This window comes from Streptomyces sp. NPDC088785, from assembly GCF_044750685.1.
GTDB lineage: Bacteria > Actinomycetota > Actinomycetes > Streptomycetales > Streptomycetaceae > Streptomyces.
Genome location: NZ_JBIVKH010000002.1, coordinates 795,185 through 809,503, shown reverse-complemented (window position 1 = coordinate 809,503; position 14,319 = coordinate 795,185). Strand labels below are relative to the sequence as shown.

The 14,319-nt window shown below is 74.9% G+C and carries 8 protein-coding genes and 1 pseudogene; 4 read left to right on the top strand and 5 right to left on the bottom strand.

Annotated features, from left to right (window positions below):
- The first annotated feature begins 22 nt into the window (after positions 1 to 22).
- Positions 23 to 2,542, top strand: a complete 2,520-nt coding sequence (gene hrpB, locus ACIP5K_RS09275; protein WP_401407073.1) for an ATP-dependent helicase HrpB — start codon at positions 23 to 25, stop codon at positions 2,540 to 2,542.
- On the opposite strand, the gene ACIP5K_RS09270 is transcribed toward hrpB, so the two are convergent.
- The 3 genes from ACIP5K_RS09270 to ACIP5K_RS09260 form a co-directional block, all read right to left on the bottom strand.
- Positions 2,532 to 3,524, bottom strand: a complete 993-nt coding sequence (locus ACIP5K_RS09270; protein ID WP_401407071.1) for a DUF3068 domain-containing protein — start codon at positions 3,522 to 3,524, stop codon at positions 2,532 to 2,534. The genes hrpB and ACIP5K_RS09270 overlap by 11 nt on opposite strands.
- Before the next feature lie 48 nt (positions 3,525 to 3,572).
- Positions 3,573 to 3,707, bottom strand: coding sequence for an SPW_0924 family protein (locus ACIP5K_RS09265; protein WP_401407069.1), 135 nt, complete (start codon positions 3,705 to 3,707; stop codon positions 3,573 to 3,575).
- Between the two features lie 167 nt (positions 3,708 to 3,874).
- Positions 3,875 to 5,644 (bottom strand): lytic transglycosylase domain-containing protein, encoded by a 1,770-nt coding sequence (locus ACIP5K_RS09260; protein WP_401407067.1) that lies wholly within the window; start codon positions 5,642 to 5,644, stop codon positions 3,875 to 3,877.
- 245 nt (positions 5,645 to 5,889) lie between these two features.
- Between ACIP5K_RS09260 and ACIP5K_RS09255 the strand changes: the two genes are divergently transcribed.
- Positions 5,890 to 6,768, top strand: coding sequence for a DUF4184 family protein (locus tag ACIP5K_RS09255; protein ID WP_401407065.1), 879 nt, complete (start codon positions 5,890 to 5,892; stop codon positions 6,766 to 6,768).
- Positions 6,769 to 6,901: 133 nt separating this feature from the next.
- Here ACIP5K_RS09255 and ACIP5K_RS09250 read toward each other — a convergent pair.
- Positions 6,902 to 7,288: pseudogene (locus ACIP5K_RS09250) on the bottom strand (serine hydrolase); the annotation flags it as partial.
- A 561-nt stretch (positions 7,289 to 7,849) separates the two neighbouring features.
- The gene (gene polA, locus ACIP5K_RS09245; protein WP_401407566.1) at positions 7,850 to 10,519 is read right to left on the bottom strand and encodes a DNA polymerase I; all 2,670 of its coding nucleotides are present in this window, start codon (positions 10,517 to 10,519) and stop codon (positions 7,850 to 7,852) included.
- A 243-nt stretch (positions 10,520 to 10,762) separates the two neighbouring features.
- Here polA and ACIP5K_RS09240 point away from each other — a divergent pair, with 243 nt between their 5' ends.
- Together ACIP5K_RS09240 and ACIP5K_RS09235 are read left to right on the top strand one after the other, a co-directional pair.
- Positions 10,763 to 13,039, top strand: coding sequence for an FdhF/YdeP family oxidoreductase (locus ACIP5K_RS09240; RefSeq protein ID WP_401407063.1), 2,277 nt, complete (start codon positions 10,763 to 10,765; stop codon positions 13,037 to 13,039).
- A gap of 73 nt (positions 13,040 to 13,112) precedes the next feature.
- Entirely contained in the window at positions 13,113 to 13,595 is a 483-nt protein-coding gene (locus ACIP5K_RS09235; protein WP_401407061.1) for a PaaI family thioesterase, read from the top strand.
- Positions 13,596 to 14,319: the final 724 nt, after the last annotated feature.

Here is a 14,319-nt window from a genome sequence, read left to right as displayed (position 1 = left end):
ACGGTGCAGGAGACTGGGCCTCGTGATCCGCAGCGATGCCCTCTCCGCCCTGCCCGTCCGCTCCGCCGTGCCCGCGCTGCGGCGCGCGCTCGACGGGCGCGGGGTCGCCGTGCTCGTCGCGCCGCCCGGTACCGGCAAGACCACGCTCGTCCCGCTGGTGCTCGCCGGCCTGCTCGACGAGGGCGCCGCGCCGCGCCGGATCGTCGTCGCCGAGCCGCGGCGGATCGCGGCCCGGGCGGCGGCGCGGCGGATGGCGTGGCTGCTGGGCGAGCGGGTCGGGGAACGGGTCGGCTACACGGTGCGCGGCGAGCGGGTCGTCGGCCCCGGCACCCTCGTCGAGGTCGTCACCACCGGCGTGCTGCTCCAGCGGCTCCAGCGCGACCAGGAACTGGCCGGGGTCGACGCGGTGATGCTCGACGAGGTGCACGAACGGCACCTGGACGCGGACACGGTGGCCGCCTTCCTGTGCGACGTGCGCGCGACGCTGCGCCCGGAGCTCGAACTCGTCGCGGCGTCGGCGACGACGGACGCGCAGGGGTGGGCCCGGCTGCTCGGCGACGCGCCGGTCGTCGAGGCCGAGGGCGTCACGCACCCGGTGGAGGTGGTGTGGGCGCCGCCGGCCGCGCCGGTCCGGCCGCCGCACGGGATGCGGGTGGACCCGGCGCTGCTGACGCACGTGGCGTCGGTGGTGCGGCGGGCGCTGGCCGAGCGCCCGGGCGACGTGCTGTGCTTCCTGCCGGGCGTCGGGGAGATCGCGCGGGTGGCGGGCCAGTTGGGCGGGCTCGGCGCGGACGTCGAGGTGCTCCAGGTGCACGGCCGGGCGCCCGCCGCCGTGCAGGACGCGGTGCTCTCGCCGGGCACCCGGCGGCGGGTGGTGCTGGCCACGGCCGTCGCCGAGTCGTCGTTGACGGTGCCGGGGGTGCGGGTGGTCGTGGACGCCGGGCTGGCGCGCGAGCCGCGCGTCGATCATGCGCGGGGGCTGAGCGCCCTGACGACCGTACGGGCGTCGCGCGCGGCCGGGACGCAGCGCGCGGGCCGCGCCGGGCGCGAGGCGCCCGGGGCGGTGTACCGGTGCTGGGCGGAGGCGGAGGACGGGCGGCTGCCGCGGTTCCCCTCCCCCGAGATCAAGGTGGCGGACCTGACGGCGTTCGCGCTCCAGGCGGCGTGCTGGGGGGACCCCGGGGCGGCCGGTCTGGCGCTGCTCGACGCGCCGCCCGGCGGGGCGATGGCGGCGGCGCGGGAGGTGCTGGTCGCGGTCGGTGCGGTCGCGGCCGGTTCCGGGCGGGTGACGGAGCGCGGGCAGCGGCTCGCGCGGCTGGGGCTGCATCCGCGGCTCGGGCGGGCGCTGGTCGACGCGGCGCCGGTGGTGTCCGCGCGGCGGGCCGCGGAGGTCGTCGCCCTGCTGAGCGAGGAGCCGCCGCGCGGGTACGGGGACGACCTCGGGCAGGCGCTGCGGCTGGCCCGGCGCGGCGGTGACGCGTACGCGGGGCGGTGGAGCGCGGAGGTGCGGCGGCTGGCGCGGCTGGCCGGGCCGTCCGGTGGTTCCGGGGCGCCGGAGGGCGCCGGGTCCGACGAGCACGCCGCCGGGCTGGTCGCCGCGCTCGCCTTCCCGGAGCGGGTGGCGCGCCGGTCGGGCGGGTCGTACCTGATGGTGTCGGGCACCCGGGCCGACCTCGGGGACGGCTCCGTGCTGCGGGACGCCGCGTGGGTGGCCGTCGCGGTGGCGGACCGGCCGGTCGGCGCCGGGCACGCGCGGGTGCGGCTGGGGGCCGCGGTCGACGAGGGGACCGCCCGCCGGGCCGCCGCGCAGCTGGCCACGGAGGGCGACGAAGTCGTCTGGGCGGACGGCGAGTTGGTGGCCCGGCACGTGACCCGGATCGGGGCGGTCGAGCTGACGGTGCGCCCGCTGCGGAACCCGTCCCCCGCCCTCGTACGGGAGGGTCTGCTGGACGGGCTGCGGCGGGAGGGGCTGGGGCTGCTGCGCTGGGGGCGGGAGGCGGTCGCGCTGCGGCAGCGGCTCGCGTTCCTGCGGCGGCACGTCGGCGAGCCGTGGCCGGACGTGGGCGACGAGGCGCTGTACGCGCGGGTGGACGACTGGCTGGAGCCGGAGCTGGGGCGGGCCCGGCGGCGCGCGGATCTGGCCCGGATCGACGCGGGGGCCGGGCTGCGGCGGCTGCTGCCGTGGGCGGGCGGGGCCGCGGCGCGCTTCGACGAGCTGGCGCCGGAGCGGATCACGGTGCCGAGCGGGTCGTCGGTGCGGGTCGACTACGCGGATCCCGAACAGCCGGTGCTGGCGGTGAAGTTGCAGGAGATGTTCGGGTTGCAGCAGACGCCGGCCGTGGCGGGGGTGCCGGTCCTCGTCCATCTGCTGTCCCCCGCCGGGCGGCCCGCCGCCGTCACCGCCGACCTGGCGTCCTTCTGGCGCGACGGCTACCGGTCCGTGCGGGCCGATCTGCGCGGCCGGTACCCGAAGCACCCGTGGCCCGAGGACCCGGCGGCGGCGGAGCCGACGCGGTACACGAACGCGCGGCTCAGACGCTGACCGGCGCCGGTTCGTCGAGGGGGTCCGGCTCCGGGTCCCCCGGGCGGCGGCCACGGGCCTCAAGCCACAGGGACAGGGCGAGCAGCAGGACGCCGAGGACCAGGAAGCCCCAGGGGAGGTAGGAGGTGAGCAGCAGGACCGGAATGCGGTTGGACTTGACCAGGTCGACGGTCGACCGGATGAAGTCCTCGCGCATCTTGACGTCGCCGGCGAACGCGGTGACCTTGTCGCGGTCGCCGAGCAGGGTGCCGCCGCGCATCTCCTCCTTGTGCTTCTCCTCGCCGTAGACGGGCGCGCCGGTGGTGGGGTCGACCAGGAAGGTGCGCTCGGTCGTGTACCACATCTGGGTGCCGGTCCTGGCGATGTCCTGGGCCGTCACGCCCTTGACCGGGAGCTTCTTGGGGAAGGGCACCTTGGTCCAGGGGATGGTCTGCTCGAAGCGGTAGACGGTGACGCCGCGGAAGTCCTCGGTGCCCTTGTAGTGGATGGGGCGGGTGATGCGGGCGCGGGCGTCGAAGTACTCGTAGCTGCGCTTCTCGGTGAGGAACGGCCACTTGAACTCGATGCCCTCGCGGGTGACGGGGTCGCCGTCGACGGATTCGCCGGTGGCGTGCACGGGTTCCTGGCTGTGCGCGTCGAAGATGTACCTCTCGGGGATCTGGGAGACGAACTTTCCGTCGGGGCCCAGGATGTAGCTGAGGCCGTCCCAGACGACGACGTCGCGTCCGGCGCTCTTCTCGATCCTGTCGGACGCCTCGACGTCCCCCTTGAGGGTCTGGACGACGGTGAGCCTGGGGACCTTGCGGACCTGCATCGAGCCGTAGTCGACGAGGGTGGCGTCCTTCGCCTCCAGGACCATCGTCTGGTACTGGTTCGCGGGGATCTTCGCCAGCCGCGGGAACGCGTACCAGCGGATCAGCGGGGACATCGCCGTGCAGAACACGGCGAGGGCGAGCAGGATCAGGCTTGCCTTGCGGCGCATCGCGGCGCACCTCCTCAACTACGGGTCCGGGGAGTGGTGTTCAGGTGGTCACGGGTGCGCGGGGACGGTGGTGAGGAGCGGCTTGGGGGAGGTGCTGCCCGTCGGGGCGCCGACCGCCGAGATGGTGAGGACGAGGGCGAGGGCCGCGGCAAGGCCGATCGCCGCCGCGATGAGGGCACGCATGTCCGGCCTCCCGAAGCTTGATCTGATGGTCCGTCAGGGCCTGGGTCGGTGCACCGTAGCAATGCCGGGGAGAGATGAGAACACGTGGGACGCGACCTGCCGCCGCCCACGCGCGAGCCCCCGGCCGGAGGTCGGCCGGGGGCTCGGTGCGCGGTGGGCGCGAGGGGTTACGCGGACGGGCTCGCGGACGCCTCGGGGCTCCCGGATGCGCCGTCGTCCGGGGTGTCCGCCGGGGCGGCGGTCACCTTCAGTTCGACGGTGAGCGTGGCGCCGCCCGCCGTGGTGATCCGCAGCAGGAACGTGCCGGTGGCGTCGTCCGCGGACAGCTTCGGCAGGGTGAGCACGCCGTCGGCGTCGGTCTTCAGGCCCTTGAGGGTGCGCACGGCCTTGCCGTCCGCGTCCTCGAAGTGCGGGCCCGTCGTCGCCTCGGCCGGGTCGTCCTCCGCCTTGATGAAGGTGGCGGTGGCCAGGACGCCGTCGGCGGCCCTGCCCTTGTACGTCGCCTTCAGCTTCAGGGCGTCCGCGTCGAAGGTGCCGCCCGCGACGCAGCCGAGGTCCTTGTCGCTGGTGCGCGCCAGGGCGTCGGCGGCCCGCTCGGTGACCTTCGCCGTGTGGTCGAGGCGGGCCACGGAGCTGCCGACGACGGTGGCGCGGACCGTGAAGGTGCCGGTCTTCTCGCCCGCGGTGAGCCGGGGCGCGGTGGCCGTGCCGGCGCCGGTCGTGGTGACGACGGCGCTGGTGGCGCCGCCGGCGAAGCGGGCGTCGGTGGCGCCGATGATCGCGAAGCGCACCTTCACCGTGCCGACGCCCTTGCCCGTCCTGTCCGTGGCGCGCACCTTGACCTGCCCCGCGAAGGCGTCGCCGGCCATCGCGCTGAGCGTGCCGGTGTCCGCGTCGGCCAGCTTGGTGACGGTCTCGGCAGGGCTCGGGGCGGGCTTGGTGGGCGGCGGGTCCGAGGGGTCGGCCGGGTCGGAGGGCTTCGGCGGGGTGGTGGGGTGGGACGGGCTCGGGTCCGGGCTCGGCGAGCCGCCGGAGCCGGGCGGGGTCGACGGGCCGGTGCCGGGGGTGCCGGGCGACGGGTTCGGGGTGGGCAGCGGGCTGGTGCCGGAGCCGCTCGGCTGCCGGGGCAGCACGCCGGTGCCGTCCGGGACCTCGTACGTGCCCTTGCGGTAGTACTGCATCCAGGACAGGACGGTCGCGAGGTAGTCCGACGACCTGTTGTAGCTGAGGATCGCCTTGTTCAGGTCCGTGGCGTTCGACAGGTCCCAGTCGAAGCGGCACAGGTAGTGCCCCGCGGCGAGGGCGGCGTCGTAGACGTTGTTGGGGTCCTTCTTGCCGTCGCCGTTGCCGTCGCGGCCCGCCCACTCCCAGGTGGAGGGGATGAACTGCATGGGGCCGACGGCCCGGTCGTGGACCGTGTCGCCGTCGAAGAGGCCGCCGTCGGTGTCGGTGATCCTGGCGAATCCGTTGCCGTCGAGGGGCGGGCCGAGGATCGGGGTCTTCGTGGTGCCGTTCGCGTCGACGTCGCCGCCGCCCGCCTGGCCCGACTCGACCTTGCCGATCGCGGCGAGGAGCTGCCACGGCAGGTTGCAGCCGGGCTTGGCCGACGCCAGCTCGGCCTCGGCCTTCTTGTACGCGTCCAGCACGGTCGCGGGGATGCCGGCCTCGGCCTTCGCGGCGCTGCCGGCGTCCGTGCCGGGCGGGCCGGACGGCTCGACGGTGGGGCTGTCCTCCGAGGGCCGTTCGGTGTAGTAGTCGGGGCCCGACGCGGTGTCGGGGACGTCGCCGTCGGACCGGTCCGGCGCCGAACGGCCGCTGTCCGCACGCGGCGGGGTCAAGCCCGGCGCCTGCGAAGCGGAGAGCGCCGCCACCGCCGCTGCGGCGATCGCGGTCGTCATCACGCTCCTGCGCAGCCTCCTGCCGAAAACCGCCGCCATGCCGCGAACCCCTCCCGCAATCGCCCGTACCGACCGGGGCACCGGGTCCGCCCCGGGTCGCGGAGCTGCTCGGCGCCGTCGCGCGCTCCCCAGCGCACGACGTGGCCGACACTACGACAACTTCCCGCGCACGGACACCCGTTCGTGCCCGCTATTAACCGATTCATCTGGTAAGCGACGCGGAGTGGTGTCGTACGCTTCGACGCTCGCCCACCGCGGGCCGTCGCGTCGACGCAGGGGGATCCGTGCCGTTCACCATCAGCCATGCCGCCGCCGTGCTGCCGTTCGTGCGGCGCGACGGGTCGGGGCGGGGCCGGCTCGTGCCGTCCCTGCTCGTGGCCGGTTCGTTCGCGCCGGACCTCACCTACTTCGCGGCGGGCGCGGTGCCGGGGGCCATGGAATTCGGCGCGTTCACGCACTCGTTCACCGGTGTCGTCACGGTGGACGCGCTGTTCGCGGTGGGGCTGGTGGCGCTGTGGCGGCTGGTGCGCGAGCCGTTGCTCGCGCTGCTGCCGGGCGCCGTGCGCGCCCGGGTGCGGACGGTGGTGCGCGGCCGTCCCGGGCGGGCGCCGGGCCGCGCGTCGTGGTGGTACGTGTCCGCGGTGCTGGGCTCGTTCACGCACGTGGTGTGGGACGCGTTCACGCACCGGGACCGGTGGGGCATGCGGCTGCTGCCCGTGCTCGGCGACGACGTGGCCGGGTCGCCGCTCTACTGGTACGTGCAGTACGCCGGTTCGGCGCTGGCCCTCGCCGTCGTCGCCGTGTTCGTGTGGGGGGCGGTGCGCGGCGCCGAACCCTCCGCCGGCCGGCCCGCACCGGGCGCCGGGCGGCGGTGGCTCGCGCTCGTGGTGCTCGGCGGGTGCGCGGCCGGCGGGGCGGCGGCGCGGGTGGTGCGCTGGCTGTCGTACGTGGACGAGCGGCGCATGGCCTGGAAGCCGTGGGAGATCGTGCCGACCGTGTGCTTCGGCGGGGGCGCCGGGCTCGTCATCGGGCTCGTGCTGTACGCGCTCCTGCTCCGGGTGCTCCAGGCACTCCGGGCCCGAAGAGGCCCGGCCACGCCGGTCCCGCCGGACGGTCCGGGTCCGGTGCGTCCGGCGGGACCGAGCCGTCGGGCCGTTCGCTGATCCCGTCCGGCGGGGTGAGGCCGACCCCGGCGGCCCGGCCCTTGTTGAGCGCGCGGTGGACGGCCTGCGCCACACGCTCGACGGTGCGCACGCCGTAGACCATCGACGGGTTGTCGTGGCTGAGCACGGCGATGCGGTAGCCGCGGTCCGCGCCGGTGAACGCGCCGATGCTGTGGACGCGCCAGCCGTGCGTGGCCCGCGGCAGCCAGCCGTTCTTGAGGTGGGCGCGCAGGCCGCGCGGCATCCCGGCGGGCACGCCCCAGCGCTGGTTCCTGCGCACCTGGCTCATCAGCCTCAGCCCGTACGCGCGTGATCCCGCCGTCAGGAACGAGCGGCGGGCGGTGAGCCGGTTCAGCAGGCGCAGCTGATCGGCGGCCGTGGTGCGGGTCAGGCCCCAGTAGCCGTACGGGCCGAGGACGGTGCGGGTGGTGCCGGCCTGGGCCAGGGTGGTGGTGAGCCGGGTGCGGCCGAGGTCCTTCCACAGGCGGCCGGCGGCGGCGTTGTCCGACCTGCGGATCATGGGGGCGAGGTTGCCGCGCTCCCAGGCGGTCGGACCGCGGCCCCGGCTCTGGGCGCGGCGCAGGGTGGCCTCCAGCACGAGGACCTTCACCAGGGACGCCGCGTCGTACCGGGTGCGGGGGGTGAGGGTGCAGTCGAGCCCGGTGCGGTCGTCGTGGACGGCCACGGAGACGCTGCCGCGGCGTCCGGCCAGTGCCGCCCTCAGGTCGCGGGTGAGCTGCCGGGCGAGCGCGGGATGCCGGGGCGCCCGGCAGGTGGCGGCGCCGGGGGCCGCCGCCACGGCGGGGGTGGCGTTCAGCAGGGCCGCGACGGCGAGGGTGACCAGGGTGGTGCGGGTGCGGCGGGGGTGGGACGGCATTGGCCCATCGTGGCCGTGCGCTCCGCCGGGGGCACGGTGTGGGGGCTGAACGGGGGGCGCACGCGGCGGGAGGCTCTCGGGGGCGCGGGGACGCGGGGACCGGCGTGGGCGGGGGCCGCCGGCCCGCGCCCGGGGACGCCCCCGCCCCCGGCGGACCCGCGGCCGGGGAAGCGGGGCGGCGCCGGAGCGCCGCCCGCCGCCGGGCTAGTGCGCGGCGGACTCCCAGTCCCGGCCCAGGCCCACCGAGACGTCCAGCGGTGCGCGCAGCGAGACGGCGCCGGACATCTCCCGGCGGACCAGCTCCTCGACGGCGGCCGCCTCCCCGGGAGCGATCTCCAGCACGATTTCGTCGTGGACCTGGAGCAGCATCCGGGACGTGAGCCGCGCTTCGGTGAGCGCCTTGTCGACGTTCAGCATCGCGATCTTCACGATGTCGGCGGCGGTGCCCTGGATCGGCGCGTTGAGCGCCATGCGCTCGGCCATCTCGCGGCGCTGCCGGTTGTCCGAGTTCAGGTCCGGGAGGTAGCGGCGCCGCCCGAGCACGGTCTGGGTGTAGCCGGTGGCCCGCGCCTCGTCGACCACGCGCCGCAGATAGTCGCGGACCCCGCCGAACCGCTCGAAGTAGGTGTCCATCAGGGCGCGTGCCTCGCCCGCCTCGATGTTCAGCTGCTGCGAGAGCCCGAAGGCGGACAGACCGTAGGCCAGGCCGTACGACATGGCCTTGATCTTGCGCCGCATCTCGGCGTCGACCCGGTCCCGCTCCACGCCGAACACGTGGGAGGCGACCGTGGTGTGCAGGTCCTCGCCGGAGGTGAAGGCCTCGATCAGGCCCGCGTCCTCCGAGAGGTGGGCCATGACGCGCAGTTCGATCTGGCTGTAGTCGGCCGTCATCAGCGTCTCGTAGCCCTCGCCGACGACGAACCCGCGGCGGATCGCGCGGCCCTCGTCGGTGCGGACCGGGATGTTCTGGAGGTTCGGGTCGGTCGACGACAGACGGCCGGTCGCGGCGACCGTCTGGTTGAACGTGGTGTGGATGCGGCCGTCGGCGGCGATCGTCTTGATCAGGCCCTCGACGGTCACGCGGAGCTTGGCCTGCTCGCGGTGGCGCAGCATGATCACGGGGAGTTCGTGGTCGGTCTGCGTGGCCAGCCAGGCGAGCGCGTCGGCGTCCGTGGTGTAGCCCGTCTTGGTCTTCTTGGTCTTCGGCAGGTCCAGCTCGCCGAAGAAGACCTCCTGGAGCTGCTTGGGCGAGCCGAGGTTGAACTCGTGCCCGACCGAGGCGTGGGCCTCCTTCACCGCCTGCTGGACGGCGCCCGCGAACATCTGCTCCATGGTCTCCAGGTGGGCGCGGTCGGCGGCGATGCCGTACCGCTCCAGGCGGGCGAGGAGCACCGAGGTGGGCAGCTCGATGTCGGTGAGCAGGTCGGCCGCGCCGACCTCCGTCAGCCGCTCGCCGAAGGCGGTGCCCAGGTCGAGGATGGCGCGGGCCTGCACCATGAGCGCGTCGGCCTCGGCCTGCTCGTCCTCCTCCGAGCCGAACGCGAGCTGTCCGTCGGCCGCCCCGGCCGGGGCCAGCTCGCGGCCCAGGTACTCCAGGGACAGCGCGTCGAGCGCGAAGGAGCGGCGGCCCGGCTTGACCAGGTACGCGGCGAGCGCCGTGTCCATGGTGATGCCCTCGATGCGCCAGCCGTGCTCGGCGAAGACCCGCATCACGCTCTTGGCGTTGTGCAGCACCTTCGGCCGCGCCGCGTCGGTGAGCCAGCCGGCGAACGCCTTCTCGTCGGCCTCGTCCAGCTGCGCCGGGTCGAACCAGGCGGCCTCGCCGTCGGCGGCGGCGAGCGCGACCTCGGTGACCGAGCCGGTGCCGAGCGACCAGGTGTCGACGGAGGCGAGGCCGAGGGCGGCGGTGCCGTGCTCGGCGAGCCAGGGCCCGACCTCGCCGGTGGCCAGCACGGTGCCGTCCAGCTCGACGCCGGGCTCGGCCGGGGCCGCCTCGGCCTCGGCGGCGCCCGGGTCGACGGCGAACAGGCGCTCGCGCAGCGACGGGTTCCGGATCTCCAGGGTGTCCAGGATCATCGCGATCGAGGTCCGGTCGTACGCCGTGCGCTCCAGGTCGGCGACCGTCTTCGGCAGCTCGACGTCGCGGACCATCTCGGTGAGGCGGCGGTTGAGCTTCACGGCCTCGATGTGGTCCCGGAAGTTCTGCCCGGCCTTGCCCTTGACCTCGTCGGCGCGCTCGACCAGCTCGGCGAACGAACCGAACTGGTTGATCCACTTCGCGGCCGTCTTCTCGCCGACGCCGGGGATGCCCGGCAGGTTGTCCGACGGGTCGCCGCGCAGCGCCGCGAAGTCCGGGTACTGGGCCGGGGTGAGGCCGTACTTCTCCTCGACCTTCTCCGGCGTGAACCGGGTCAGCTCGGACACGCCCTTCGTCGGGTACAGCACCGTCACGTGCTCCGAGACGAGCTGGAAGGAGTCGCGGTCGCCGGTGACGATGAGGACGTCGAAGCCCGCGGCCTCGGCCTGGGTGGCGAGCGTGGCGATGATGTCGTCGGCCTCGAAGCCGTCGACGGCGAAGCGCGGGGTGTGCATCGCGTCGAGCAGCTCGCCGATCAGCTCGACCTGGCCCTTGAACTCGTCCGGGGTCTTCGACCGGTTCGCCTTGTACTCGGTGAACTCCTCGGACCGCCAGGTCTTGCGGGACACGTCGAACGCCACCGCGAAGTGGGTGGGCGACTCGTCACGCAGGGTGTTCGCCAGCATCGACGCGAAGCCGTAGATCGCGTTCGTGGGCTGGCCCGAGGCCGTCGTGAAGTTCTCCGCGGGCAGCGCGAAGAACGCGCGATAGGCCAGCGAATGCCCGTCCATGAGCATCAGCCGGGGGCGCCCGCCGGCGCCGCTGTCCGCCGCCTTCGTCGCGCCAGCCGCCGTCTTCTTCGCCGTCTTCGCTGCTTTTTCTGCCACGTCCCCGATCCTGCCAGACCCCACTGACACTCCGGTCCACCCCGACCGGGCGGCGACGCCGTCGGACCTCCGTGCGAGGATCGGAGAAGCAGCTCACAGCACGCCCGCAGGACCACGCAGGACCGCGCAGGACCGCTCGAAGGGGAGCCCGACATGGCCGCGAAGCCGCCCGCATCCGATCCGGTTCAGGACGCACCGCAGGTCGTGGCGCCGCAGCATCACGCGGCGGGGCTGCCCGCGGTCGGGCACACGCTGAAGATGGCGCGCGAGCAGATGGGCGTGAAGCGCACCGCCCTGACCCTGCTGCGCGTCAACCAGAAGGACGGCTTCGACTGCCCGGGCTGCGCCTGGCCCGAGCCGGAGCACCGGCACACGGCGGAGTTCTGCGAGAACGGCGCGAAGGCGGTCGCCGAGGAGGCCACGCTGCGCCGGGTGACCCCCGAGTTCTTCGCCGCGCACCCGGTCGCCGATCTCGCCACCCGCTCCGGGTACTGGCTGGGCCAGCAGGGCCGCCTCACCCACCCCATGTACCTGGCCGAGGGCGGGGACCGGTACGAGCCGGTCACGTGGGAGCGGGCCTTCGACATCATCGGCGAGGAGCTGACGGCGCTCGCCTCCCCCGACGAGGCGGTGTTCTACACGTCGGGGCGCACGAGCAACGAGGCGGCGTTCCTCTACCAGCTCTTCGCCCGCGAGTTCGGGACGAACAACCTGCCCGACTGTTCGAACATGTGCCACGAGTCGTCCGGGTCGGCGCTGACCGAGACCATCGGCGTCGGCAAGGGCAGCGTCCTGCTGGAGGACCTCTACAAGGCGGACCTGATCATCGTGGCCGGGCAGAACCCGGGCACGAACCACCCCCGGATGCTCTCCGCCCTGGAGAAGGCCAAGGCGGGCGGCGCCCGCATCATCTCGGTGAACCCGCTGCCGGAGGCGGGCCTGGAGAAGTTCAAGAACCCGCAGACGCCGAAGGGCCTCACCAAGGGCGCCACCCTCACGGACCTCTTCCTCCAGATCCGGCTCGGCGGGGACCAGGCCCTCTTCCGCCTCCTGAACAAGCTGATCCTCGCCACCGACGGCGCCACCGACGAGGCGTTCATCGCCGAGCACACCCACGGTTTCGAGGCGTTCGCCGAGGCCGCCCGCGCCGCCGACTGGGACGAGACGCTCACCGCGACCGGCCTGTCCCGCGCCGACATCGAGCGCGCCCTGGAGATGGTCCTCGCCTCCCGCCGCACGGTCGTGTGCTGGGCGATGGGCCTGACCCAGCACAAGCACTCCGTGCCGACCATCCGCGAAGTGGTGAACTTCCTGCTGCTGCGGGGCAACATCGGCCGGCCCGGCGCCGGGGTCTGCCCGGTGCGCGGACACAGCAACGTGCAGGGCGACCGCACCATGGGCATCTTCGAGCGCCCCGCGCCCGCCTTCCTGGACGCCCTGGAGAAGGAGTTCGGCTTCGCTCCCCCGCGCGAGCACGGCCTCGACGTCGTCCGGGCCATCCGCGCGCTGCGCGACGGCGACGCGCGGGTCTTCTTCGCGATGGGCGGCAACTTCGTCTCCGCCTCCCCCGACACCGAGGTCACGGAGGCGGCCATGCGCCGCGCCCGGCTCACCGTCCACGTGTCGACGAAGCTGAACCGCTCGCACACCGTCACCGGCGCCCGCGCGCTGATCCTGCCCACCCTCGGCCGCACCGAGCGCGATCTCCAGGCCGGCGGCGCGCAGTTCGTCACCGTCGAGGACTCCATGGGCATGGTGCACGCCTCGCGCGGCCGTTTGGAGCCCGCCGGCCGCCACCTGCTGTCCGAACCCGCCATCGTGACCCGGCTGGCCCGCCGGGTGCTGCCCGACTCGGCCGTGCCCTGGGCGGACTTCGAGCGGGACTACGCCACGATCCGCGACCGCATCGCCCGGGTGGTGCCGGGCTTCGAGGACTTCAACGCGCGGGTGGCCGACCCGGCGGGCTTCGCCCTCCCGCACGCGCCGCGCGACGAGCGCCGCTTCCCGACGGCCACCGGCAGGGCCAACTTCACGGCGGCGCCGGTCGAGTACCCCCGGCTGCCGCCGGGGCGGCTGCTGCTCCAGACGCTGCGCTCGCACGACCAGTACAACACCACCATCTACGGCCTGGACGACCGCTACCGCGGCATCCGCAACGGCCGCCGGGTGGTGCTGGTCAACGCCGAGGACGCCAAGGAGCTCGCCCTCGCCGACGGCTCCTACGTCGACCTGGTCGGCGAGTGGAGCGACGGTGTGGAGCGGCGCGCCCCCGGCTTCCGCGTCGTGCACTATCCGACGGCCCGCGGCTGTGCGGCCGCGTACTACCCGGAGACCAATGTCCTGGTGCCGCTGGACGCCACCGCGGACACCAGCAACACCCCCGCCAGCAAGTCCGTCGTGGTGCGCCTGGAACAATCCGGCACCGACTGAGCGTTCGCTCAGCGAGCGTGCGTCGTGGTACGACGCACCCAGACACTCAGGAACGACGGACGGAGCAGGGTCCATGGGCGAGCAGAACCAGGTGAAGTTCCCGCAGGAGGTCCTCGACGAGTACGCGGACTACGGCATCGACCTGCCGGCGCTGTTCTCCGCCGGGCACCTCGGCACCCGCATGGGCATCGAGATCAGGGAGGCGTCCGCGGACCGGGTGGTCGGCGTCATGCCGGTCGAGGGCAACACCCAGCCCTACGGCCTGCTGCACGGCGGCGCCTCCGCCGTGCTCGCCGAGACCCTCGGCTCGGTCGGCGCCATGCTGCACGGCGGCATCGGCCGGCTCGCGGTCGGCGTCGACCTGAACTGCACGCACCACCGCAGCGCCCGCTCCGGCTTCGTCACCGGGGTGGCCACGCCGGTGCACCGCGGCCGCACCACGGCCACGTACGACATCGTGATCAGCGACGAGCAGGACCGGCGGGTCTGCTCCGCCCGTCTGACCTGCCTGCTCAAGGAAGCCCCCCTGACCGATGCGGCGCCGCCGGCGGCCTGAGCGGACCGGCCCCGGCCGGGTGCGGCCGGGACGGGGCGGTGAGGTGCCCGACAGTCCGGCGCGGACGGCGTCGGCGGGCACCCCGCGCCGCCTCCGCGTTCCCGCATGACCTGCACCGACATCGGCCGGACCGGGCACCGCGGCCCCCTCGTGCCGCCGCCCGCCCGGGCCCCGCGGCGGTACGACCCCGACCGCGCCCCTCACCCCTTACTCCTCGGCACCGACCGCCACCCTCGGTAGCGGCGCCCGTGCCCGTTCGGTCATCGGGCCGCGGCGCCGCCGCGCCGTCAGCGGCTCCCCGCGCCCGGCGCCGCGCCCCGCGCCGCCACCCCGCCCGGCGGCGCCCCGGCCGGGAATCCCGCGCCCCGCCGCCGCCCGGGGCCGCGTCCGCGCCCCGCCGCCCGGCCGCCGCCCCCACCGCTCCGCCGCACCCGATCCGCGCCGCCCGCCCGGCCCCGGTGATGATCAGTCAGATGCGGTCCGGAAAAGCCCAGTTGACGCCCCACGTCACGGCGGACCCACCGCGCACGGCAGCCCCGGGCGCACCCCCGCGCACCCGGCCCCCCGCGTCCGCGCCGCACCTCCTCGCCGCCCCACCTCCCTCCGTCCCGGCGCCACTTCGCCCCTCCGGGACCGCCCGGCGAGCCCCCGCCCCCCGCTCCGCCGGCCACTCCCCGCACCCTCCGCCCACCCGCGCCCACCGCGCGTACCGCGCCTCCCGGCC

What these genes read in the sequence shown, in the direction of transcription:
- ACIP5K_RS09270 (WP_401407071.1), bottom strand. Translation starts at nt 3,524, where the DNA reads ATGCGCCGCAAGGCAAGCCTGATCCTGCTCGCCCTCGCCGTGTTCTGC.
- ACIP5K_RS09265 (WP_401407069.1), bottom strand. Translation starts at nt 3,707, where the DNA reads ATGCGTGCCCTCATCGCGGCGGCGATCGGCCTTGCCGCGGCCCTCGCC.
- ACIP5K_RS09260 (WP_401407067.1), bottom strand. Translation starts at nt 5,644, where the DNA reads ATGGCGGCGGTTTTCGGCAGGAGGCTGCGCAGGAGCGTGATGACGACC.
- polA (WP_401407566.1), bottom strand. Translation starts at nt 10,519, where the DNA reads ATGCTCATGGACGGGCATTCGCTGGCCTATCGCGCGTTCTTCGCGCTG.
- ACIP5K_RS09240 (WP_401407063.1), top strand. Translation starts at nt 10,763, where the DNA reads ATGGCCGCGAAGCCGCCCGCATCCGATCCGGTTCAGGACGCACCGCAG.
- ACIP5K_RS09235 (WP_401407061.1), top strand. Translation starts at nt 13,113, where the DNA reads ATGGGCGAGCAGAACCAGGTGAAGTTCCCGCAGGAGGTCCTCGACGAG.